Source organism: Frigoribacterium sp. AC759 (assembly GCF_979256015.1).
Window position 1 is genome coordinate 1 of the sequence record NZ_CEEDMT010000032.1, and the last position, 21622, is coordinate 21622.

Consider the following 21622-nt stretch of genomic DNA (forward strand, 5'->3'; position numbering starts at 1 on the left):
CCCCGGCATCGGCGAGAAGACCCTCGAGAAGCTGCGTCCGCAGGTGACGGTGTGATCGACGACCGGCCCGTGCTCGACGTGCGCTGGGCGCTGCCCGCCGCCGCCGGGTGGATCGCGCTGGTCGTCCTGCTGCCGAGCCCCGACCGGCTCGGTCTCGCGGCCGCGGTGGCGGGGGCCGTCTCGCTCGCGGCGCTCGTGGTGGCCCGCACGTGGTCGCGCGGCGGGCGGTCGTCCTCCTCGCGGGCGGTGGGTGCCGCGACCGCCGTGGCCGTGAGCGTCGGCCTGGCCAGCCTCCTGCTCGCCGGCGCCGCCGTCCGTCACGACGTCCGGTACCCGCCCGAGCTCACCGCCCTCGTCGGGCACACGGTCGAGCTCGACGCCACGGCGTCCGAGCGTCTGACGGACGCCTCGCAGGTCGCGTCCCTCGACGTCCGCACGGTGACGAGCGGCGAGCGGGTGTGGCAGGGGCGCGTCTCGATGCTGGTGCTGGGGCCTCGGGTCTCCGGCGCCGTCGAGGTGGGCCAGCGGGTCGGACTCCGGGCGACGGTGCTGCCCGTCGAGCCGGGTGGCGACGCCGCGTTCGTGGTCGCGGCGCGCGGCGAGCTGCGACCCGGCGCGCCCGCCTCGGGAGCGGCAGGGCGGGCGGAGGCGATGCGCGCCTCCTTCCGAGCCGTCGCGGCGGATCTGCCGGGCGACGGCGGTGCGCTGCTGCCCGGCCTGACGATCGGCGACACCTCGGCCGTGCCCGACGACCTGCGAGACGCGATGCGCACGTCGTCGCTGTCGCACCTGACGGCGGTGTCGGGTTCGAACTGCGCCGTGCTCGTGGCGCTGACCATGCTGGTCGGCGGCGCGCTCGGGGTTCCTCGGGCGGTGCGGGTCGTCGCGGCGTCGGTCGTGCTGCTGGCGTTCCTCGTGCTGGTGACCCCCGATGCGAGCATCGTCCGGGCCACTGTGATGGCCCTCGTCGTGCTCGGGCACCTGGCCGGGTCGAGGCCCGTCTCGGGGCTTCCGGTCGTCGCCGTCGCGGTGACGGGCATGCTGATGGCCGACCCGTGGATCTCCCGCGACATCGGGTTCGCGCTGTCGGTGCTCGCGACGGCGGGTCTGGTCGTGCTCGCGGCGCCGCTGGCCCGTCTGCTCGCCCGGGTGATGCCCGAACCGCTCGCCCTCGTGCTGGCCGTGCCGATCGCGGCTCAGCTCGCCTGCGGCCCGGTGCTGCTCCTCCTCGACCCCGGGCTGCCTCTGCACGGCGTGGCGGCCAACGTGCTCGCCGAGCCCGCCGCTCCGGTGGCGACCGTCCTCGGGCTGCTGGTCTGCGTGCTGGCGGGGTGGGCGCCGGGGGCGGCCGGTCTCGTGGCCGGGGTGGCCTGGGCTCCGGCCTCGTGGGTCGCGGCGGTCGCCCGCTCCGTCGCCGACTGGCCGGCGGCCCGGGTGGAGTGGGGGCAGGGGATCGTGGCCGTCGGGCTGCTCGCGACCCTGACCGGGCTCGTCGTCGTGCTCGTGCTCGCCGGGCGGCGGAGCAGGGCGCGTCGGGTGGCGGCAGCGGGGCTGGTCGGCGTCGTGGTGATCGCCGGAGGCGCGGTGCTGGGATCGGGGATCGGCTCCCGCGGCAGCGTCCCCGACGACTGGACCGTCGCGCAGTGCGACGTCGGGCAGGGGGACGCCGTGCTCGTCCGCAGTGCGGCGAGCGTCGCACTGATCGACACGGGCGACGACGAGGCGGCCCTCGACCGCTGCCTCGACCTGTTCGGTGTCGACCGCGTCGACCTGCTCGTGCTCACCCATTTCGACACCGATCACGTGGGGGCCGTCGCGGCCGTCGAGCGCCGCGTCGACGCCGCGCTCGTCGGCCCGACCGGGCGGAGCGCCGACGAGCGCGTCGTCGAGCGGCTCGTCGCCGCCGGGGTCGAGGTCGTCGACACCCGGGCGGGCACCTCGGGCGTGCTGGGCGAGCTGGGCTGGGAAGTGCTGTGGCCGCCCCTCGCGGGCGCCTCGCCGCCGCCGGGCAACGACGCGAGTCTCGTCACGCGCTTCTGGCCGACGACCGACTGCCGCGCGGGGTGCCTCGATCTCGTGGCCCTCGGCGATCTCGCGGCGGCGGCGCAACGCCGCCTGGCCGCGACCGATGGCCTGTCCGCGACCGGTGGGCTGTCCGGGCGGGTCGACGTCGTGAAGGTGGCCCATCACGGTTCGGCCGATCAGGACCCCGCTCTCTACCGGTCGCTCGGCGCGTCCGTGGCGCTCGTCGGGGTGGGGGCCGACAACAGCTACGGGCATCCGACCGACTCGCTGCTCGCCGTGCTCGACGAGACCGCGTCCGCCGTGGCCCGATCCGACCTGGACGGCTCGACGGCGGTGGTGGTCGACGACGGCGGGCTCCGTCTGTGGCGTGAGCGCGCCTCCTCGTCGGAGGCCTCGTCTACGCTGGTCGCGGCGTCCGTTCCGCATCCGGTCGCCGGAGGAGGACCGTGGCCGCGCGAGCGAGTGCCAAGCCGGCGAAGAAGACCGGTGTCGCCATCGATCAGGTCGGATGGGACAGAATCCGGCCCGCCGCCGTGATCCTCGTCAGCGGGCCAGAGCAGTTCCTGGCCGACCGCGCCGTGCGGCAGCTGCGCGATCAGCTCACCGCCGAAGACCCCAGTCTCGAGGTCAACGACCTCGAGGCCGATCACTACCAGCCGGGCGAGCTCATCACCCTCGCGAGCCCGTCGCTGTTCGCCGAGCCGCGTCTCATCCGCGTGGCCAACGTCGAGAAGTGCACCGACGCGTTCCTCACCGAGACCCTGCGGTACCTCGAATCGCCCGCCGACGACACCTACCTCGTGCTGCGGCACGGCGGGGGAGTGCGCGGCAAGAAGCTGCTCGACACGATCCGCGGCGGCACCGGCCAGGGGCTCGAGGTCGTCTGCGCCGAGCTGAAGAAGGACACCGAGAAGCTCGACTTCGCCGCCGCCGAGTTCGCGGCCGAACGTCGACGCGTCACCTCGGGGGCGCTGCGGGCGCTCGTCACGGCGTTCTCCGACGATCTCGCCGAGCTGGCCAGCGCCTGCCAGCAGCTCATCTCGGACGCGGCGGAGGAGATCACCGAGGCCACCGTCGAGAAGTACTACGAGGGGCGCGTCGAGACGAACTCGTTCAAGGTCGCCGACATGGCCGTCGCCGGGAGGCAGGGCGAGGCCCTCGTGCTGCTGCGCCACGCGCTCGCGTCGGGCGCCGACCCGGTGCCCGTCGTCGCGGCCTTCGCGATGAAGATCCGCGGCATGGCCAAGGTGCACGGGGCCTACGGCCCGTCGGGTCAGCTCGCGTCGCCACTCGGCATGGCGCCGTGGCAGGTCGAGCGGGCCCAGCGGGAGGTGCGGGGCTGGAGCGAGGACGGCCTCGGGCGCTGCATCGAGGTCGTCGCCGAGACCGATGCGGCCGTCAAGGGCGCCGAACGCGACGCCGTCTACGCGCTGGAGCGCATGGTCACGGTCATCTCGATGCGAGGCGACCGCCCCCGCTGACTCGGCCCCGCCCCTGCGGCCCCGCCTCGGCGGCGGTGCGGCCCCCGGGGAACCACGAAGGCCCCGTCTCGATCGAGACGGGGCCTTCGTACGGGGGGAGCGACTCAGAGAGCGCCGACCTGCTTCGCGATCGACGACTTGCGGTTCGCGGCCTGGTTCTGGTGGATGACACCCTTGCTGGCGGCCTTGTCGAGCTTCTTCGACGCGACGAGGAGGGCCGAGGTGGCCTTGTCCTTGTCGCCGGCGGTGATCGCCTCGCGCGTCGCGCGGACGGCGGTCTTGAGCTCGCTCTTGACGGCGCGGTTGCGGTCCTGGGCCTTCTTGTTGGTGCCGATGCGCTTGATCTGCGACTTGATGTTTGCCACGTGAACTACTTTCTGGATTCTGTGTCTCGGACGGATGTGCGCCAGCCGAGCGACCGATCGACTCTCGTCGATCGACCCGGTGCTGCCGCCGGTGATGGCCACCGGAGCGGCTCTCGGCTGCGATCGCGTTCCGCCCGTGCAGACGTAACGCGTAAGCCAACAGGCAACGTTACCAGCAGGTGGCCCGAGTCTCAACGAACAGCCGTCGAGCGGCGCGCCGTGTCGTGCGTAGTACCGTGCCATCATGCCGCAGCTCGCCCCGCACATGACCTCCGTCCCCGCCTCCGGCATCCGTCGCGTCTTCGAGATCGCCGCGCAGCTCGACGACGTCGACATGCTCGTGATCGGCGAGCCCGACGTGCCCGTCGCCCGGCACATCGGCGACGCCGCCCGCCGGGCGTGGTCCGAAGACCGCACGAACTACACGCCGAACGGCGGCATCGCGCCGCTGCGCGAGGCGCTGGTCGCGAAGCTCGCCCGCGAGAACGACATCCACGTCGACGTCGAGCAGGTCTGGGTGACGATCGGCGGCACGCAGGCGCTGCACCAGACCATGGGGCTGCTGCTCGCCGCCGGCGACGAGGTGCTCGTGCCCGACCCGGGTTACACGACCTTCACGATGAACGCCCACATGCTCGACGCGGTCCCGGTGCCCTACACGCTCGCCCCCGCCGCCGACTTCGTGCCCGACATCGACGAGCTCGACCGGCTGGTCGGCGACCGGACGCGCGCGATCGTGGTCAACTCGCCCTCCAATCCGCTCGGCGTCGTGTACTCGGAAGAGACCCTGGTGCGCCTCCTCGACTTCGCCCGTCGGCACGACCTCTGGGTGATCAGCGACGAGGTCTACGAGTACTTCACCTACGGGTCGAAGCACATCAGCCTCGCCTCGCTCGATCACGACGACCGCGTCTTCAGCGTCTTCTCGCTGAGCAAGACCTACGCCATGACCGGTGTCCGGGTCGGCTACCTCGTGACTCCGAAGGGGCTGGCCGACACGATGCGGACCGTGCAGGAGGCGCAGATCAGCTGCGTCGCCGAACCCGACCAGCACGCGGCCCTCGCCGCCGTCGTGGGCGATCATCAGCCGGTCGCCGACGCCCGCGACCACTACCGGCAGAACCTCGAGCTCGCGACGTCCCTGCTCGACGAACGGGGCATCCGCTACCTCGAGCCGACCGGCGCCTTCTACCTGTGGATCGACATGTCGCACGCCTCCGGCGGGGACGTGGCCTCGTGGGCCGAGCGGCTGCTGCTGACCGAGCGCGTGGCCGTCGCACCGGGCAGCGCCTTCGGCCGGAGCGGCGAGGGCTGGATCCGCGTCTGCCTCGCGACGGAGCCCGAGGTGCTCACCCGCGGCCTGTCGAAGCTCCCGGCGCCGACCGCCTAGACCCGGTTTCCCGCCCCGGCGTGGGAGAATCGACGCGCCCCCCGCCCAACACCCCCTGAGGACCGTGTGAGCCCCCTAGCCTCCCGTGCACTGCAACCGGCGTCGACACCGCCCGCGTCGCTCCGCAACTTCTGCATCATCGCCCACATCGACCACGGCAAGTCGACCCTGGCCGACCGCATGCTGGGCATCACCGGCGTCGTCGAAGACCGAGCGATGCGCGCCCAGTACCTCGACCGCATGGACATCGAGCGCGAGCGCGGCATCACGATCAAGAGCCAGGCCGTCCGCATGCCGTGGGAGCGCAACGGCGAGACCTTCGCCCTGAACATGATCGACACCCCCGGGCACGTCGACTTCAGCTACGAGGTCAGCCGATCGCTCGCGGCCTGCGAGGGCGCGATCCTCCTCGTCGACGCGGCGCAGGGTATCGAGGCGCAGACGCTCGCGAACCTGTACCTCGCCCTCGAGAACGATCTCGAGATCATCCCCGTCCTGAACAAGATCGACCTCCCCGCCGCCGACCCCGAGAAGTACGCGGCCGAGCTGGCCGGTCTGATCGGCGGCGACCCCGACGACGTCCTGCGGGTCAGCGGCAAGACGGGCATGGGCGTCGAAGAGCTGCTCGACCGCGTCGTCGACCGCATCCCGTCGCCGACGGGCGACTTCGACGCCTCGCCGCGCGCCATGATCTTCGACTCGGTCTACGACAGCTACCGCGGGGTCGTGACCTACATCCGCATGATCGACGGCACGCTGAACCCGCGCGAGAAGGTCCAGATGATGTCGACGAAGTCGACGCACGAGATCCTCGAGATCGGGGTGTCGTCGCCCGAGCCCACGCCGAGCCAGGGGCTCTCGGTCGGCGAGGTCGGCTACCTCATCACCGGTGTCAAAGACGTTCGGCTCTCGAAGGTGGGCGACACCGTCACGACGGCGGCGAAGCCCGCGACGGAGGCGCTGGCCGGCTACGTCGAGCCCCTCCCGATGGTCTACTCGGGCCTCTACCCGATCGACGGCAGCGACTACCCAGACCTCCGCGAGGCGCTCGACAAGCTGAAGCTGTCTGACGCCGCGCTGGTCTACGAGCCCGAGACGTCCGTCGCGCTCGGCTTCGGCTTCCGCTGCGGGTTCCTGGGGCTGCTGCACCTCGAGATCATCACCGAGCGCCTCGAGCGCGAGTTCGGCCTCGACCTCATCACCACGGCCCCGAGCGTCGTCTACGAGGTCATGACCGACGACAAGAAGACCATCACCGTGACGAACCCGAGCGAGTTCCCCGGGGGCAAGATCGCGAGCGTCAGCGAGCCCATGGTGAAGGCCGCGATCCTGGCGCCGAAAGACTACGTCGGCGTCATCATGGAGCTCTGCCAGCAGCGCCGCGGCAATCTGCTCGGCATGGAGTACCTGGGCGAAGACCGGGTCGAGATCCGCTACTCGATCCCGCTCGGCGAGATCGTGTTCGACTTCTTCGACAGCCTCAAGTCGAAGACGGCCGGCTACGCGAGCCTCGACTACGAGCCCATCGGCGACCAGGAGGCGGACCTCGTCAAGGTCGACATCCTCCTGCAGGGCGAGACGGTCGACGCCTTCAGCGCGATCGTGCACCGCGACAAGGCGTACGCCTACGGGGTGCTGATGACCGGTCGCCTCCGCGAGCTGATCCCTCGTCAGCAGTTCGAGGTCCCCATCCAGGCCGCCATCGGAGCGCGCATCATCGCGCGCGAGAGCATCCGCGCCATGCGGAAGGACGTCCTCGCGAAGTGCTACGGCGGCGACATCTCTCGAAAACGCAAGCTGCTCGAGAAGCAGAAGGAGGGCAAGAAGCGCATGAAGACCATCGGTCGCGTGGAAGTGCCGCAAGAGGCCTTCATCGCCGCCCTCTCGGGCGACACCGAGAAGAAAGACAAGAAGTAGTCGCATGAGACGCGCGACGTACACCGAGACCCGCACGACGTACGGCGAGGTCGGGGCCACGCAGGCTCCCGACCTGATGCAGTACCCGCCGACGGGCTTCACGCCCGCCGAGTACCGCACCCGCGTCGGTCACGGCGATGCCCGGTTCGAGGCGGCCTGGATCGCGACGATGACCTGGCAGATCCAGCGCCGCAGCGGCATCGAGGTCCGCGTCGACGCCGTCCCGCCCCTCGAGGAGGGCGGCTACACGCCCGTCACCTTCGACGAGAACGGCGCCCCGATCGACCCGGCGCACTGGTCGCGCTCGCCCGACGAGGCGCGCTTCGCCCCCGACGGCACGCCCCTGCTCACGGCCGGGACGACCGCGACGCTCACCATCGAGGCCTACGGGCGCAAGGTGGAGGCACCCGTGCGCGTCGTCTACGTGATCGACGAGCCGAAGCGCAAGGGCTTCGCCTACGGCACCCTCGACGGGCACCCCGAGAGCGGGGAGGAGTCGTGGATCGTCGATCAGACCGACGACGGCTCGGTCTGGCTTTCGATCCGCTCGTTCTCGCGCCCGTCGTCGCTGCGCTGGAAGCTCGTCGAGCCGTTCATGAAGCGCACCCAGGCCCTGTACACGCGTCGCTATCTCCGGGCGCTGTCGATCAGCGAGCCCGGCCCCGAGCCCGAGACGGACCTCGACGCCGCGGCGATCACGGCGGCCGAGTCGCCCGAGACCGCTCCCGAAGACCCGACCCTCCGTCGGCTGGACGACTGAGGGTGCCGAGCACCCTCCCGCTCGGCGACCCCGCGCCCGTCGACGGCGGTCTCCCGTCGTCGGTCGTCGCCGGGGCCGACCAGCGCAACTTCGGCGTCTACCTGCACGTCCCGTTCTGCCGTGTCCGCTGCGGCTACTGCGACTTCAACACGTACACCGGCGACGAGCTGCGGGGCGCCAAGCGCGACGACTACGCCGGGCAGGCCGTCGCCGAGGTCGCGCTCGGCGGTCGCGTCCTCGCCGAGGCGGGTCTGCCGGCGCGACCCGCGTCGACCGTCTTCTTCGGCGGCGGGACGCCGACGATGCTGCCGCAGTCCGATCTGGCCGAGATGCTGCACGCGGTCGTCGACACCTGGGGTCTCGTCGACGGCGCCGAGGTGACCACCGAGGCGAATCCCGACAGCGTCGACGCCGACTACCTGCGGGCGCTCAAGGCGTCCGGCTTCACCCGGGTCAGCTTCGGCATGCAGTCGGCCGTGCCGAGCGTGCTGGCGACCCTAGAGCGCACCCACGACCCCGAACGCATCCCGCTGGTCGTCGAGTGGGCGCGTGATGCGGGCCTCGACGTCAGCCTCGACCTGATCTACGGCACCCCCGGCGAGACGCTCGACGACTGGAAGCGCTCGCTCGACGTCGCGATCGCGCAGCAGCCCGACCACCTCTCGGCGTACGCGCTCATCGTCGAGGACGGCACGAAGCTGGCCCGCCAGATCCGCCGCGGCGAGGTCGCGACGCCCGACGACGACCTAGCGGCCGACATGTACGAGGTGGCCGACGACCGCCTGGCGGCCGACGGCTACGACTGGTACGAGGTGAGCAACTGGTCGCGCGGGGTCGACCACCGCTCGCGGCACAATCTCGCCTATTGGCAAGGCCACGACTGGTGGGGCGTCGGCCCGGGCGCGCACAGTCACGTCGGGGGAGTCCGCTGGTGGAACGTCAAGCACCCGGCCGCCTACCAGCAGCGCATGGCGGCCGAGCAGTCGCCGGGCGCCGGTCGCGAGACCCTCGACGACGAGACGCGTCGGGTCGAGCGGGTCCTCCTCGGCGTCCGCATCCGCGAGGGTCTGCCGGTGTCCGAGCTCGACCACGACGGTCGCCAGGCCGTCGCCGGGCTCATCGCCGACGGCTGGGTCGAGGGGCGCCCCGCCCTGCAGGGTCGGGTCGTCCTCACCCGTGAGGGCCGCCTCATGGCCGACGCGGTCGTCCGCCGACTCCTGCCGTCGTAGAGCGGGCCCCGTGACCGTCGCGAGCTCGACGGACGACGAAGGGCGCGCCTCCTTCAGGAGGTGCGCCCTTCGTTCGGTGCCGTGCGTCAGTTCTTGATGAACTCGAACGTCAGCGGGTACTTGTAGTACTGGCCGCGGTTGGCGGCGACGGCGGCGATGATCGAGAAGATCACGATGACGACGCCGGCGGCGAAGCCGGTGATGGCGCCGATCACGATGACGCTGAGCAGACCCGACGCGACCAGCACGATGGCCATGGTGATCTGGAAGTTCAGGGCGGCACGGGTGTGCTCGCGGATGAACGGGCCGCGGTCCTTCAGGACGAGGTAGCCCACCAGTGCGGGGACGATCCAGAACAGGATGCCGCCGAGGTGGATCAGCGTGGCCCAGAGCTTCTCGTCCTCCGGACGCATCGGCGGGACGGACGGCTGCCCCTGGTGACCGTAGGGCGGCTGGCCGTTCGGCTGCTGGTTGTAGGGCTGCTGGCCGTTCGGCTGCTGGCCGAAGGGCTGCTGGCCCGCGCGGGGGTCGTTCGGTTGCGAAGGAGGCATGTCGGTCATGGCCTCACCCTAGGGCAGACCACCCCGCGGGCAGTAGGGAGCTCGGGATGCCGAGTGCGCCGGGTGTAGGTCGCGCGGCGCACGTGACGTAGGATTGGCAGTCTGGTACGGCGAGTGCCAGACAGTCGGAAGAGAGGTGCGTCGTGGTCTCGGAACGCGGACTCGAAGTCCTCCGTGTCATCGTGCACGACTACGTCGCCTCCCGTGAGCCCGTCGGCTCGAAGTCGATCGTCGAGCGGCACCAGTTCGGCGTGTCGGCCGCGACGATCCGCAACGACATGGCCCTCCTCGAAGAGGAGGAGCTGATCACGGCGCCTCACACGTCGTCGGGCCGGGTCCCGACCGACAAGGGCTACCGCCTCTTCGTCAACGAGCTGGCCGATCTGCGTCCGCTCACCTCGGCGCAGCGTCAGGCCATCGAGACCTTCCTCGGCGACTCGACCGATCTCGACGAGGTCCTCGGGCGCACGGTCCGACTCCTCTCGCAGCTGACCAACCAGGTCGCGCTCGTGCAGTACCCCTCGTTCTCGCGGGCACGCGTGCGGCACATCGAGCTGGTCAGCCTCGGCGAGACGCGGGTGATGACCGTCCTCATCACCGACAGCGGCCAGGTCGAGCAGCGCCTGATCGATCTGCCCACGCCCGTCGACGAGGTGTTCCTCTCCGAGCTGCGGGCGTCGGTCAACGCCGTGGTCGGGGGCGCCGCGCTCAGCGACGCCGCCCGATCGCTCAGCGACCTGCCGGAGCGCTTCCGGCCCGACCTCGCGGCCATCGTGCGTCGCGTCGTCGCGAGCCTCGTCGAACAGCTGGCCGCGGGCCGCCAGGACCGTCTCGTCATGTCGGGCGCGGCGAATCTCGTCCGTACCGGCGACGACTTCAGCGGCAACCTCTATCCTGTGCTCGAGGCCATCGAAGAACAGGTCGCGCTGCTCCGGCTCTTCGGCGAGATGCAACTCGACGCCGTCGACGTGGTGGCCAGCATCGGTCGCGAGAACGCCTCGTTCGGGCTCGCGCAGACCTCGGTCCTGGCGAGCGGCTACACCTCGTCGGGCAGCGAGATCGCCCGCATCGGCGTGCTCGGCCCCCTGAGGATGGACTACTCGTCGAACATGGCGGCCGTCCGCGCGGTGGCCCGCTACCTGTCGTCGACGCTCGCCGAGCGCTGAGACCCGACCCGCGCCTCCTCGGCCTCCCCTTCTTCCCCCCAACTTCCAGCTACGACACCAAGAGGTAGACGAAACAAGTGGCAGATCATTACGACGTGCTCGGAGTCGACCGGTCGGCGACGCCCGAAGAGATCAAGAAGGCGTACCGCAGACTCGCCCGCGAGCTGCACCCCGACGTGAACCCGAGCGCCGACGCGTCCGAGCGCTTCAAAGACGTCACGCACGCCTACGACGTCCTGAGCGACCCGCAGCAGCGTGAGCGCTACGACCTCGGCCCGCAGGCCGGGTTCGGCGGCGGGGGCGGCGGCGGGGCCGCGGGCTTCGGCGACATCTTCGACGCGTTCTTCGGCGGCGGGGGCGGCGGTCAGCGGCAGGGTCCGCGATCGCGGCGCGAGCGCGGTCAGGACGCGCTGCTGCGCCTCGAGGTCGAGCTCGACGACATCGTCTTCGGCACGCAGCGCGACATCGAGGTCGACACGGCCGTGCTCTGCGAGACCTGCAACGGCTCGTGCTGTGCGCCCGGCACCTCGCCGCAGACCTGCGACATCTGCAACGGATCGGGTCAGATCCAGCGCACCGTCCGCTCGCTGCTCGGCAACGTCATGACGTCGAGCCCCTGCGGTACCTGCCGCGGCTACGGCACGGTCATCCCCAACCCCTGCGCCACCTGCCAGGGGCAGGGTCGCGTCCGTGCCCGCCGCACCATCCCGATCGACATCCCCGCGGGCGTCGACACGGGGCTCCGACTGCAGCTGCCCGGCCAGGGCGAGGTCGGTCAGGCCGGCGGTCCGAACGGAGACCTCTACCTCGAGGTCAAGGTGAAGCACCACGACACCTACAGCCGCGACGGCGACGACCTGCTGGCGACGCTCGAGGTGCAGATGGCCGACGCGATCCTCGGCACGTCGACGACGCTGACCGGCATCGACGGCGAGGTCGAGCTCGAGATCAAGCCCGGCACCCAGAGCGCCGACATCATCACCATCCGCGACCGCGGCATCACCAAGCTGCGCGGCACCGGCCGGGGCGACCTGAAGATCGGCGTCCAGGTGGTGACCCCGACCAAGCTCAGCCACAAAGAGCGCGAGCTCATCGAGAAGTTCGCGTCGGGTCGCCGCGGTCAGGGGCCCGAGCTGTCGCAGTTCCAGCAGGGGCTCTTCGGCAAGCTGCGCGACCGGTTCCTGAACTTCTGATCGTGGCGCACTCGTACCTCGTCGAGTCGCTCGACGACGCGTCGGTCGGCGGCGACGTCGTCCTGACCGGCGCGGAGGCGCGGCACGCGGTGACCGTCAGCCGCCTGCGGGTCGGCGACCCGCTGCGGGTCGGCAACGGTCGAGGGCTCGTCGCCGAGGGGATCGTGCAGGAGGCGCGGGCCGACCTCGTCGTCATGCTCACGGAGTCCGTCACGCACCACCCGCGACCCGTGGTGACGCTCGGTCTCGTGCAGGCCCTCGCCAAGGGGGACCGCGACGAGCTCGCCGTCCAGGCGGCGACGGAGCTCGGGGTCGACGAGGTCGTGCCCTGGTCGGCGGCGCGCAGCGTCTCGCGCTGGGAGGGCCCCAAGATCGAGAAGGGGCTGACCCGGTGGCGCGCCATCACCCGCGAGGCCACCAAGCAGGCCGTCCGCGCCTGGGGCCCCGAGGTCGGCGGCCTCGCCACGACGAAGGTGATCGCGGCCCGGGCCGGCGGCGCGCGGGTGCTCGTGCTCGAGCCGAGCGCCGAGGTCGCGCTCTCCGCGGTCGACCTGACCGGCGCCTCCTCGGTGCTGGTGGTCGTCGGGCCCGAGGGCGGGATCTCGCCCGGCGAGCTCGAGACGCTCGCGGCCGCGGGGGCGACCCCGGTGCGGCTGGGCGACTCCGTGCTGCGCACGTCGACGGCCGGGCCGGCGGCGATCGCCGTGCTCAGCGTGCGGCTCGGGCGCTGGTAGGCCTGCGGCCGCCCGTGGCCGTGCCTGCGGCTGCGGCCGTGACCGCGACCGGCGAAGTGTCGGGGGCCGCCGGTACGATGGCGTCCATGTCCGATCAGCAGAACCCCGACGCCGAGCCGAGCGTCTTCAGCCGCATCGTCTCGCGTGAGATCCCCGCAGACATCGTCTTCGAGAACGACCGGCTCATCGCCTTCCGAGACATCCAGCCCCAGGCGCCGGTGCACCTCCTGGTCGTCCCCAAGACGTCGTCGTACCGAGACGTCGTCGAGCTCGCTGCGGGCGATCCCGCCCTTCTCGCCGAGCTCGTCTCGACCGCGTCCGCCCTCGCCGCCGACCCGGCGGTGTTCCATGACGCCGAGGGTCGGCGGTTCGACGGCTCGTCGTTCCGACTGATCTTCAACACCGGCGAGTCCGCCGGCCAGACCGTTTTCCATGTCCACGCCCACGTCCTGGGCGGCCCCCTCCAGGAAGGCACCCTTGCCCACTAGCGACACTCGCCCCTCCGAGCCCCGCGGCGACGACGCCGCCGACATCGTCCGCGTCGACATGCAGGTCGACGGCGTGGCCATGGTGCAGCTGCTCGGTCCGCAAGACCGCCTGCTCAAGACCGTCGAGAAGCAGTACCCCGACGTGCGCGTGCTCGTCCGAGGCAACGAGGTCGTGCTCGAGGGCCCCGCAGACCCGGTCCGCCGTGCGCGCGGCCTGGTCGACGAGCTCGTGGCCATGGTGCGCGGCGGGCACGATCTCGCTCCCGCCGAGGTCGAGACCTCCGCGCGGGTGCTCGACGCCGGTCAGAGCACGCCCTCCGCCATGTTCGGCGACCCCATCGTGTCGGGCAAGGGCAAGCCGATCCGCGCCAAGACCCCCGGTCAGCGCGAGTACGTCGACGCGATCGACGAGCACACGATCACGTTCGGCATCGGTCCGGCCGGCACCGGCAAGACCTACCTGGCCATGGCGAAGGCGGTGCAGGCCCTGCAGCGCCGCGAGGTTCAGCGCATCATCCTCACCCGGCCGGCCGTCGAGGCGGGCGAGCGGCTCGGGTTCCTCCCCGGCACGCTCACCGACAAGATCGACCCGTACCTCCGGCCGCTCTACGACGCCCTGAACGAGATGATGGACCCTGAGATCGTGCCCAAGCTGCTCGCAGCGGGCACCGTCGAGGTGGCTCCGCTGGCGTACATGCGCGGGCGCACGCTCAACGACGCCTTCGTCGTGCTCGACGAGGCCCAGAACACCACGCCCGAGCAGATGAAGATGTTCCTGACCCGACTCGGCTTCGGCTCCAAGATGGTCATCACCGGCGATGTCACGCAGATCGACCTGCCCACCGGGGCGAGCGGCCTGCAGCTGGTCACGCGGGTGCTCGATCGGATCGACGACATCCACTTCTCCCGGCTGACCAGCGACGACGTCGTGCGGCACACCCTCGTGGGTCGCATCGTCGACGCGTACACGACGTTCGACGCCGAACGGCAGGCGCAGCAGTTCGCCCGCTCCGAGGCGTCGGGCACGGCGTCGGCCGCGCCGGCCGCCACCCGCACCGATCCCGGCTCCGGCTCCGGGGCACCTCGCGACCGGCTGTCCGAGAACCGTCCGTCCGAGAGAGGAACCCGATGAGCATCGAGGTCAACAACGAGTCGGGTGTCGAGGTCGACGAGGCCGCCATCCAGCGTCTGGCGACGTTCGCACTCGATCAGATGCACGTCCACCCCGAGGCCGAGCTCGCGATCGTCTTCGTCGACGAGGCCGCGATGGAGCAGCTGCACGTCCAGTGGATGGACGAGCCCGGCCCCACCGACGTCCTCAGCTTCCCGATGGACGAACTGCGGCCCGGCACCGAAGAGGACCCGACCCCGGCCGGTCTGCTCGGCGACATCGTGGTCTGCCCGCAGGTCGCCGTCGCTCAGGCGGCGACCGCGGGTCACAGCCCGCTCGACGAGATGCAGCTGCTGACCTGCCACGGCATCCTCCACCTGCTCGGCTTCGATCACGCCGAACCGGACGACGAGCGCGAGATGTTCGGCCTGCAACGCGAGATCCTCGCCGCCTTCGCCGGCGCAGACGAGCGGCGGTGACCCGGTGATGGTCACCGTGTTCGTCATCGTGGCCGTCGTCCTGGTGGTCGCCGGCGGTCTCCTCGCCGCCATCGACTCGGCCCTCGGCGTCCTCAGCCGGGCCGATCTCACCGACGAGGCCGAGCAGTCGCCCCGCAGTCGCAGGGCGCTGCTGGCGATCGCGGTCGACACCGGTGCGCACGTCAACGCCGTCAACTTCGTCCGGGTCGTCGCCGAGACGTCCGCTGCGGTCCTGGTGTCGCTGGCCTTCGCCTTCAGTGTCGATCGCTGGTGGGTGGCGTTGCTGCTCTCCGCTCTCATCATGACCGTGGTGTCGTTCGTGCTCGTCGGCTCCAGCCCGCGCAGCGTCGGGAGGGCCCACGCACGCGGTCTGGTCGTCGCGACGGCGGGGTTCGTCCGTCTCGTGCGAGTGGTGCTCGGCCCCGTCGCCGACGCGCTCGTCGCCGTCGGCAACCGCGTCACCCCGGGTCGTCCGGCCAGCTCGTCGTTCTCGTCCGAAGAGCAGCTGCTCAGCATGGTCGACGAGGCGACCGAGCTCGACGTGCTCGAGGAGGACGACCGCGAGCTCATCCACTCGATCTTCGAGTTCAGCGACACCGTCGTCCGCGAGGTCATGGTGCCCCGCACCGACATGGTCACCATCGAGGCGACGGCCACCGTCGGCTCCGCGATGAGTCTGTTCCTCGGTCGCGGTGTCTCCCGGGTGCCCGTCGTCGGTCGCGACAACGACGACGTCGTGGGCGTCGTCTACCTACGCGATCTCGCCCGTCGGCTGCACGAGCACGTCGGCGACGACGACGCCCTCGTCGGCTCCCTCGCCCGGCCCGCGGCGTTCGTCCCCGAGTCGAAGAAGGCCGACGACACCCTGAGGCAGATGCAGCTCGACAAGAACCACCTCGCGATGGTCGTCGACGAGTACGGCGGCATCGCCGGCCTGGTGACCCTCGAAGACCTCATCGAGGAGCTCGTGGGAGACATCAGCGACGAGTACGACCGCGAGGTCGCACCGCATCGCGAGGTGGCCGACGGCGTCTTCCGCGTCAGCGCCCGCATGCCCGTCGACGAGCTCGGCGACCTCTTCGGCCTCGACCTCGACGACGACGACGTCGACTCGGTCGGCGGGCTGCTCACCAAGACGCTCGGGCGACTGCCCGAGAAGGGGTCCGTCGTGACCGTCTCCGGGCTGACTCTGACGGCCGACCGCACCGAGGGGCGCCGACACGACCTCCAGACGGTCCTCGTCGAACGGAACCCGGTCGTCGCCTCCGACGGCACGGATCCTGCCTCCGGTCTCGTCGAGCACGACCCCGACCTCACCCCGCACCGCATCTCGAACCGCTCCGCGAAGGAAACCGCATGACGACCCCCGACGACCCGACACAGGCCATCGACCCCACCAGGCCCGAGCCCGGCTCGAACTACCGGGCGGGCTTCGTCTCGTTCGTCGGTCGCCCCAACGTCGGGAAGTCCACGCTGACGAACGCGCTGGTCGGTCAGAAGGTCGCGATCACCTCGTCCAAGCCGCAGACGACCCGTCGAGCGATCCGAGGCATCGTCCACCACGCCGACGGTCAACTGGTGCTCGTCGACACCCCGGGCATGCACCGACCCCGCACCCTGCTCGGCGAGCGGCTCAACGACGTGGTGCAGACCACCCTCGGCGACGTCGACGTCATCGGCTTCTGCGTGCCCGCCGACGAGAAGATCGGACCCGGCGACAAGTACATCAACGAGCAGCTCGACGCGTTCCCGCGGGCCAAGAAGGTGGCCATCGTCACCAAGGTGGACACGACCTCCCGGCCTGCGGTGGCAGAGCAGCTCCTCGCCGTCAGCCGTCTCCGCGACTGGGAGGCCATCATCCCGCTGTCGGCCGTCACCGACGTGCAGCTCGACGTCCTCGCGACGGAGCTGATCAAGCTGATGCCCCGATCGCAGCCGCTCTACCCCTCCGACGCGGTCACCGAAGAGGGACTGGAGGATCGCATCGCCGAGTACGTCCGTGAGGCGGCGCTCGAGGGCGTCCAAGACGAGCTGCCGCACTCGCTGGCCGTCACGATCGACGACATGGTCGAGCGCGACGACAAAGACCTGCTCGAGATCTACGCGAACCTCTTCGTCGAGCGCGACAGCCAGAAGGCCATCGTCATCGGCAAGGGCGGTCAGCGTCTCCGCGAGGTGGGCGAACGGGCTCGAGCCCAGATCGAGCCGCTCGTCGGCAAGCAGGTGTTCCTGTCCATCCGGGTCAAGGTGGCCAAAGACTGGCAGCGCGACCCGAAGCTGCTCGGGCGCCTCGGCTTCTGATCGGAGATCCCTCCACAGGATGACCCGCCTCCGTCGCCCGTCGCGAGGTCCGTGCGCCCGCTCGTGAAGCGACCCGACGGGCCGTACGGTAGTCCCGTGCTCTTCCGTCGCCTCGCCCCCTACCAGCTGGTGGTGGACGCCGCGTCGGGGGTCGTGCTCTTCGGTGCGGCGCTGCTCATCTCCAACGACTCGTTCACCGGCATCGTGGCTCTCGGGTTCGCCGCGGCCCTCGCCGTGCGCCGGTTGTCGCCGAGTCTCGCTCTCTCGATCGCCTGGGTCGTCGCCATCGGCGAGATGCTCGCGCGGACGACCCCCGATGTCAGCAACATCGCCATCTGCGTGATCCTCTACACGGTCGCCGCGTACGGCACCGACCGGCTCAAGTGGCTGGGTCTGGTGTCGCTCGTGGTGGGCGCGGCCGTCGGCACGTTCTACCTGACCTTCGTGCAGACGACGATCTTCGGAGTCTCCTACGACGTGAGCGGCATCACGGACGTCGTCCGCATCATGCTGCAGGTCGGCATCACGTTCCTCGGGCTGCTCGCGCTGCTGGGGCTTCCGTGGGCCGGCGGTCTGCTGGCTCGCTCGCGCTCGGCCGAGCGCACGAGCCGCGAGGCCCGCCTGGTCGCAGAACGCGAGACCATCCGAGCCGAGGGGGACGCCGCTCGAGCTGAGCGGGAGGCGGCCCGAGCCGAGCGCGACATCGCCGTCGAACAGGAGCGCAACCGGATCGCGCGTGACATGCACGACGTCGTGGCGCACTCCCTCGCGGTCGTCATCGCTCAGGCGGACGGCGCTCGGTACGCCGCCAAGGTCGACCCCACGAGCGTCGACGACGCGCTGACGACCATCGCGTCGACCGCTCGAGAGGCGCTCGGCGACGTGCGCGTCCTGCTCGGGCAGCTCCGCCACAGCCAGGGGGAGGCGCCGCAGCCCGCGCTCGGCGATCTCGACAGGCTGCTCGAGCAGATGCGCGCCTCCGGCCTGCGCATCGACCACCGGGTCGTGGGGGAGCCCCAGCAGCTCGGAACGAACCGGCAGCTGGCCGTCTTCCGCATCGTGCAGGAGTCGCTGACGAACGTGCTGCGGCACGGGGCGGTCGACGAGGTCGTCGAGCTGGTCTTCGACTGGCGGTACGAGTCCCTCCACCTGCTCATCAGCAACGTGGTGCGGCCCCTCACCCGTCCGGTGCCCACGACGCCACCCGGCGAAGAGCGCCGCGGCGGCCACGGACTCGACGGCATGCGCGAGCGCGCGACGCTCGCCGGCGGCTCGCTGACCACCCAGAACGCCGACGGCCGCTTCGTCGTCCACGCCATCGTGCCGACCTCGGCACTCACACAAGAAGTAGGTCTCGCCCGGTGACTCCCACTCCCATCCGCGTCGCGCTCGTCGACGACCAGGCCCTGTTCCGTGCCGGCATCAAGATGCTCGTGGGGTCGCAGCCCGACCTGGTCTTCGTCGGCGAGGCGAGCAACGGCGAAGAGGGCGTGGCCATGGTCGCCGAGACCACGCCCGACGTCGTCCTCATGGACATCCGCATGCCCGTCATGGACGGCATCGCCGCGACGTCGGCCGTGCTGGCCCAGGCCGAGCAGGCCGTCCGCAAGCCCCCGCGCATCATCGTCCTCACGACCTTCGATCTCGACGAGGCGGCGACCAGGGCGATCCGAGGAGGCGCGAGCGGCTTCGTCCTAAAAGACGCCGATCCCGAGTTCCTCCTCGCCGCCATCCGCACCGTCCACTCGGGCAACGCCGTCATCGCCGCCTCGGCCACGCGGGAGCTCTTCGAGCACTTCGACGGCCGTGGCTCCCGGGCCGTGCCCGAGGCGTTCCGTTCGCTGACGACGCGCGAGCGGGACATCTTCGACCTCGCATCCCGCGGCCTCAGCAACTCCGAGATCGCCACGCGCGAGTTCCTCAGCGAGGCCACCGTCAAGACGCACATCAGCCGGGTCCTGTCGAAGCTGTCGCTGCGCGACCGCGTGCAGCTCGTCGTCTACGCCTACGAGCACGGCCTGACGAAGTGACGGCCTCGAGACCGGGGCGGCGGGCGGACCATCGCGCGCCTCCTCGGTCTCTCCGATCCGGGCGGCGGTGCTAGCCTCGACCTGTGCTGTTCGGTCTGCTCCTCCTTAGCTGCCGCGACGAGTCCTAGCCCAGGCCTCCCTCGTCGCGGAGTTCGTCGTCGGCTGACCAACGAAGCGCTGACACTGTCGGCAAGCCCAGGAGCTCGAGACCATGAAGAACACCCAGACCGCGTCGGCCATGCCGATCCACAAGTACCGCCCGTTCCACGAGCAGTTCGCCGTCGATCTGCCCGACCGCACGTGGCCGTCCGCCCGAATCACCGAGGCTCCGCGCTGGTGCGCCGTAGATCTGCGCGACGGCAATCAGGCGCTGATCGACCCGATGAGCCCCGAGCGCAAGCGCATCATGTTCGATCTGCTGGTCGGCATGGGCTACAAGGAGATCGAGGTCGGGTTCCCCAGCGCCTCGCAGACCGACTTCGACTTCGTGCGCAGCCTGATCGACGAGGGCGCGATCCCCGACGACGTCACGATCCAGGTGCTGACGCAGGCGCGTGAGCACCTCATCGCGCGCACCTACGAGTCCATCGCCGGGGCGAAGCAGGCGATCGTGCACCTGTACAACTCGACCAGCGCCCTGCAGCGCGACGTCGTGTTCCGCACCGACCGGCAGGGTGTGATCGACATCGCGCTGGAGGGCGTCCGGCTGTGTCTCGAAGCCGAGAAGAGCATCCCGCAGACCGCGGTCTTCTACGAGTACTCGCCCGAGAGCTACACGGGCACCGAGCTCGATTTCGCCCTCGACATCTGCAACCAGGTCATCGAGGCCTTCGACGCGACGCCCGCTCGGCCCGTGATCATCAATCTGCCGGCCACCGTCGAGATGGCGACCCCGAACGTGTACGCCGACTCGATCGAGTGGATGCACCGCCGTCTCGCCCGTCGCGACAGCGTCATCCTGTCTCTGCACCCGCACAACGACCGCGGCACCGGGATCGCCGCCGCCGAGCTGGGCTACCTCGCCGGCGCGGACCGCATCGAGGGGTGCCTCTTCGGCAACGGCGAGCGGACCGGCAACGTGGACCTCGTCGCGCTGGGCATCAACCTGTTCACGCAGGGGATCGACCCGCAGATCGACTTCAGCGATCTCGACATGGTCAAGCGCACCGCCGAGCACTGCAACCAGCTGCTCGTCCACGAGCGGAGCCCGTGGGCCGGCGACCTGGTCTACACGGCGTTCTCCGGTTCGCATCAGGACGCCATCAAGAAGGGCTTCGAGGCGATGGCCGCCGAGGCCGAGACCGCCGGAGTATCGGTCGACGAGCTGCCTTGGGCCGTGCCGTATCTGCCGGTCGACCCGAAAGACCTCGGTCGCAGCTACGAGGCGGTCATCCGCGTCAACTCGCAGTCCGGCAAGGGCGGCGTCGCCTATCTGCTGAAGGCCGACCACGCCATCGATCTGCCCCGCAAGCTGCAGATCGAGTTCAGCGGCGTCGTCCAGGCGCGCACGGACGAAGAAGGCGGTGAGATGACCAGCGCGAACATCTGGTCGATCTTCCGCGACGAGTACCTGCCGGCCGACTCGACCGACGACAAGTGGGGCCGCTTCGAGCTCACCCGCACCCGCACGTCGAGCGACCTGACCGGTGAGACCGCGCTCGACGTCGACCTGCGCATCGGCGACGACGTCGAGTCGACCACGGGACGAGGCACGGGGCCGATCGCCGCGTTCATCTCCGTCCTCGAGGCGCATGGAGTCGGCGTCAAGCTGTACGACTACGTCGAGCACACGCTCAGCGCGAGCGGCGACGCGCAGGCCGCGGCCTACGTCGAGCTGGACGTCGACGGGACGCGCCTCTGGGGTGTGGGCATCGACGCCGACATCTCGACGGCGTCGCTCAAGGCGATCGTCTCGGCGGTGAACCGTGCGCTCCGCGGCGTCGAGGCACGCCAGCTCGCCTCCGCCTGAGCCGCCGCCTTCTCCGCCGCCGCACCGCTCGTCGTCGGTCCACCCTGCCGTCGCACGCTCCCGTGTCGGCAACTCCTGCCTCCTGCGGATGCACCGCTCCGTACGGTGCCCCTGCGGCTGGATCGCTGCACGGAGCAGGAGTTGTCGGCGCGTGGGCCCGCCCGGAAGATGCGTTGCTCGGGGCTGCGGCACGCCGCGCCGGCCTGCTCAACGGTCGGCCACGGTCGGCAACTCCGGTCGTCTGCGGTCGAGACGCCGACACGCCGAGGTGCTGACGCCGGCCGACGCGAGGAGCAGGAGTTGCCGACGCCGCGGGGTAGCTGTCCCGCGAGGCTGTGAGAGGAGGCGCGGGTCGGCGCGGGGCACCGGGGCCGCGGGGTAGCGGGGCGACGCAGCGGGGTAGCGGCGCGAGGCGGCGCGGGGT

19 protein-coding genes are annotated in these 21622 nt (G+C 70.8%); 17 read left to right on the plus strand and 2 right to left on the minus strand.

Annotated features, from left to right (window positions below; all coding sequences use genetic code 11):
* Positions 1-51 precede the first annotated feature (51 nt).
* Both ACZ6JE_RS13880 and holA read left to right on the plus strand, forming a co-directional pair.
* A complete protein-coding gene (locus ACZ6JE_RS13880; protein ID WP_464319322.1) occupies positions 52-2562 on the plus strand; it encodes a ComEC/Rec2 family competence protein in 2511 nt (836 codons plus the stop codon).
* The gene (gene holA / locus ACZ6JE_RS13885; RefSeq protein ID WP_464319323.1) at positions 2472-3506 is read left to right on the plus strand and encodes a DNA polymerase III subunit delta; all 1035 of its coding nucleotides are present in this window, start codon (positions 2472-2474) and stop codon (positions 3504-3506) included. Before ACZ6JE_RS13880 ends, holA begins: the two co-directional genes overlap by 91 nt.
* Before the next feature lie 104 nt (positions 3507-3610).
* Here the strand turns inward: holA and rpsT are convergent, their stop codons facing one another.
* The gene (gene rpsT, locus ACZ6JE_RS13890) at positions 3611-3871 is read right to left on the minus strand and encodes a 30S ribosomal protein S20 (protein WP_192057967.1); all 261 of its coding nucleotides are present in this window, start codon (positions 3869-3871) and stop codon (positions 3611-3613) included.
* Between the two features lie 244 nt (positions 3872-4115).
* On the opposite strand from rpsT, the gene ACZ6JE_RS13895 reads away from it, so the two are divergent.
* From ACZ6JE_RS13895 to hemW, 4 genes are all read left to right on the plus strand, one after another.
* Positions 4116-5261, plus strand: a complete 1146-nt coding sequence (locus tag ACZ6JE_RS13895) for a pyridoxal phosphate-dependent aminotransferase (protein WP_320480022.1) — start codon at positions 4116-4118, stop codon at positions 5259-5261.
* 66 nt (positions 5262-5327) lie between these two features.
* Complete coding sequence (lepA, locus tag ACZ6JE_RS13900) at positions 5328-7178, plus strand: translation elongation factor 4 (protein WP_192057963.1); 1851 nt, start codon at positions 5328-5330, stop codon at positions 7176-7178.
* Between the two features lie 4 nt (positions 7179-7182).
* Positions 7183-7938: a DUF1990 family protein gene (locus ACZ6JE_RS13905; RefSeq protein WP_192057960.1), complete on the plus strand. Its 756-nt coding sequence runs from the start codon at positions 7183-7185 to the stop codon at positions 7936-7938.
* A 2-nt stretch (positions 7939-7940) separates the two neighbouring features.
* A complete protein-coding gene (gene hemW / locus ACZ6JE_RS13910; RefSeq protein ID WP_192057958.1) occupies positions 7941-9167 on the plus strand; it encodes a radical SAM family heme chaperone HemW in 1227 nt (408 codons plus the stop codon).
* A gap of 86 nt (positions 9168-9253) precedes the next feature.
* Here hemW and ACZ6JE_RS13915 read toward each other — a convergent pair whose 3' ends face one another.
* A complete protein-coding gene (locus ACZ6JE_RS13915; protein ID WP_308196249.1) occupies positions 9254-9727 on the minus strand; it encodes a DUF4870 domain-containing protein in 474 nt (157 codons plus the stop codon).
* Positions 9728-9870: 143 nt separating this feature from the next.
* Here ACZ6JE_RS13915 and hrcA point away from each other — a divergent pair, with 143 nt between their 5' ends.
* From hrcA to leuA, 11 genes are all read left to right on the plus strand, one after another.
* A complete protein-coding gene (hrcA, locus tag ACZ6JE_RS13920; RefSeq protein ID WP_192057956.1) occupies positions 9871-10893 on the plus strand; it encodes a heat-inducible transcriptional repressor HrcA in 1023 nt (340 codons plus the stop codon).
* Between the two features lie 77 nt (positions 10894-10970).
* The gene (dnaJ, locus tag ACZ6JE_RS13925; protein WP_192057953.1) at positions 10971-12086 is read left to right on the plus strand and encodes a molecular chaperone DnaJ; all 1116 of its coding nucleotides are present in this window, start codon (positions 10971-10973) and stop codon (positions 12084-12086) included.
* 2 nt (positions 12087-12088) lie between these two features.
* On the plus strand, positions 12089-12820 hold the full coding sequence (locus ACZ6JE_RS13930) for a 16S rRNA (uracil(1498)-N(3))-methyltransferase (RefSeq protein WP_464319324.1): 732 nt from the start codon (positions 12089-12091) through the stop codon (positions 12818-12820).
* 86 nt (positions 12821-12906) lie between these two features.
* Complete coding sequence (locus ACZ6JE_RS13935; protein ID WP_192057949.1) at positions 12907-13308, plus strand: histidine triad nucleotide-binding protein; 402 nt, start codon at positions 12907-12909, stop codon at positions 13306-13308.
* A complete protein-coding gene (locus tag ACZ6JE_RS13940) occupies positions 13298-14440 on the plus strand; it encodes a PhoH family protein (RefSeq protein WP_464319325.1) in 1143 nt (380 codons plus the stop codon). The genes ACZ6JE_RS13935 and ACZ6JE_RS13940 overlap by 11 nt, the downstream gene beginning before the upstream one ends.
* Positions 14437-14898 carry an rRNA maturation RNase YbeY gene (gene ybeY, locus ACZ6JE_RS13945; RefSeq protein ID WP_192057945.1) on the plus strand — a complete coding sequence of 154 codons (462 nt, stop codon included), beginning with the start codon at positions 14437-14439 and terminating at the stop codon, positions 14896-14898. The genes ACZ6JE_RS13940 and ybeY overlap by 4 nt, the downstream gene beginning before the upstream one ends.
* A 7-nt stretch (positions 14899-14905) precedes the next feature.
* Positions 14906-16258, plus strand: a complete 1353-nt coding sequence (locus ACZ6JE_RS13950) for a hemolysin family protein (RefSeq protein WP_243216058.1) — start codon at positions 14906-14908, stop codon at positions 16256-16258.
* Positions 16255-17199, plus strand: a complete 945-nt coding sequence (gene era / locus ACZ6JE_RS13955; protein WP_464319326.1) for a GTPase Era — start codon at positions 16255-16257, stop codon at positions 17197-17199. The genes ACZ6JE_RS13950 and era overlap by 4 nt, the downstream gene beginning before the upstream one ends.
* Before the next feature lie 96 nt (positions 17200-17295).
* Entirely contained in the window at positions 17296-18564 is a 1269-nt protein-coding gene (locus ACZ6JE_RS13960; RefSeq protein WP_464319327.1) for a sensor histidine kinase, read from the plus strand.
* Positions 18561-19229, plus strand: a complete 669-nt coding sequence (locus ACZ6JE_RS13965) for a response regulator transcription factor (RefSeq protein WP_308196255.1) — start codon at positions 18561-18563, stop codon at positions 19227-19229. Before ACZ6JE_RS13960 ends, ACZ6JE_RS13965 begins: the two co-directional genes overlap by 4 nt.
* Before the next feature lie 211 nt (positions 19230-19440).
* Positions 19441-21198: a 2-isopropylmalate synthase gene (leuA, locus tag ACZ6JE_RS13970; RefSeq protein ID WP_464319328.1), complete on the plus strand. Its 1758-nt coding sequence runs from the start codon at positions 19441-19443 to the stop codon at positions 21196-21198.
* The last annotated feature ends 424 nt before the right edge of the window (positions 21199-21622 follow it).

Excerpts from the sequence above, each read along its gene's own strand:
- ybeY (WP_192057945.1), top strand. The coding sequence starts at position 14,437 with ATGAGCATCGAGGTCAACAACGAGTCGGGTGTCGAGGTCGACGAGGCC.
- ACZ6JE_RS13915 (WP_308196249.1), bottom strand. The coding sequence starts at position 9,727 with ATGACCGACATGCCTCCTTCGCAACCGAACGACCCCCGCGCGGGCCAG.
- era (WP_464319326.1), top strand. The coding sequence starts at position 16,255 with ATGACGACCCCCGACGACCCGACACAGGCCATCGACCCCACCAGGCCC.
- ACZ6JE_RS13905 (WP_192057960.1), top strand. The coding sequence starts at position 7,183 with ATGAGACGCGCGACGTACACCGAGACCCGCACGACGTACGGCGAGGTC.
- leuA (WP_464319328.1), top strand. The coding sequence starts at position 19,441 with ATGAAGAACACCCAGACCGCGTCGGCCATGCCGATCCACAAGTACCGC.
- ACZ6JE_RS13895 (WP_320480022.1), top strand. The coding sequence starts at position 4,116 with ATGCCGCAGCTCGCCCCGCACATGACCTCCGTCCCCGCCTCCGGCATC.
- ACZ6JE_RS13950 (WP_243216058.1), top strand. The coding sequence starts at position 14,906 with ATGGTCACCGTGTTCGTCATCGTGGCCGTCGTCCTGGTGGTCGCCGGC.
- ACZ6JE_RS13935 (WP_192057949.1), top strand. The coding sequence starts at position 12,907 with ATGTCCGATCAGCAGAACCCCGACGCCGAGCCGAGCGTCTTCAGCCGC.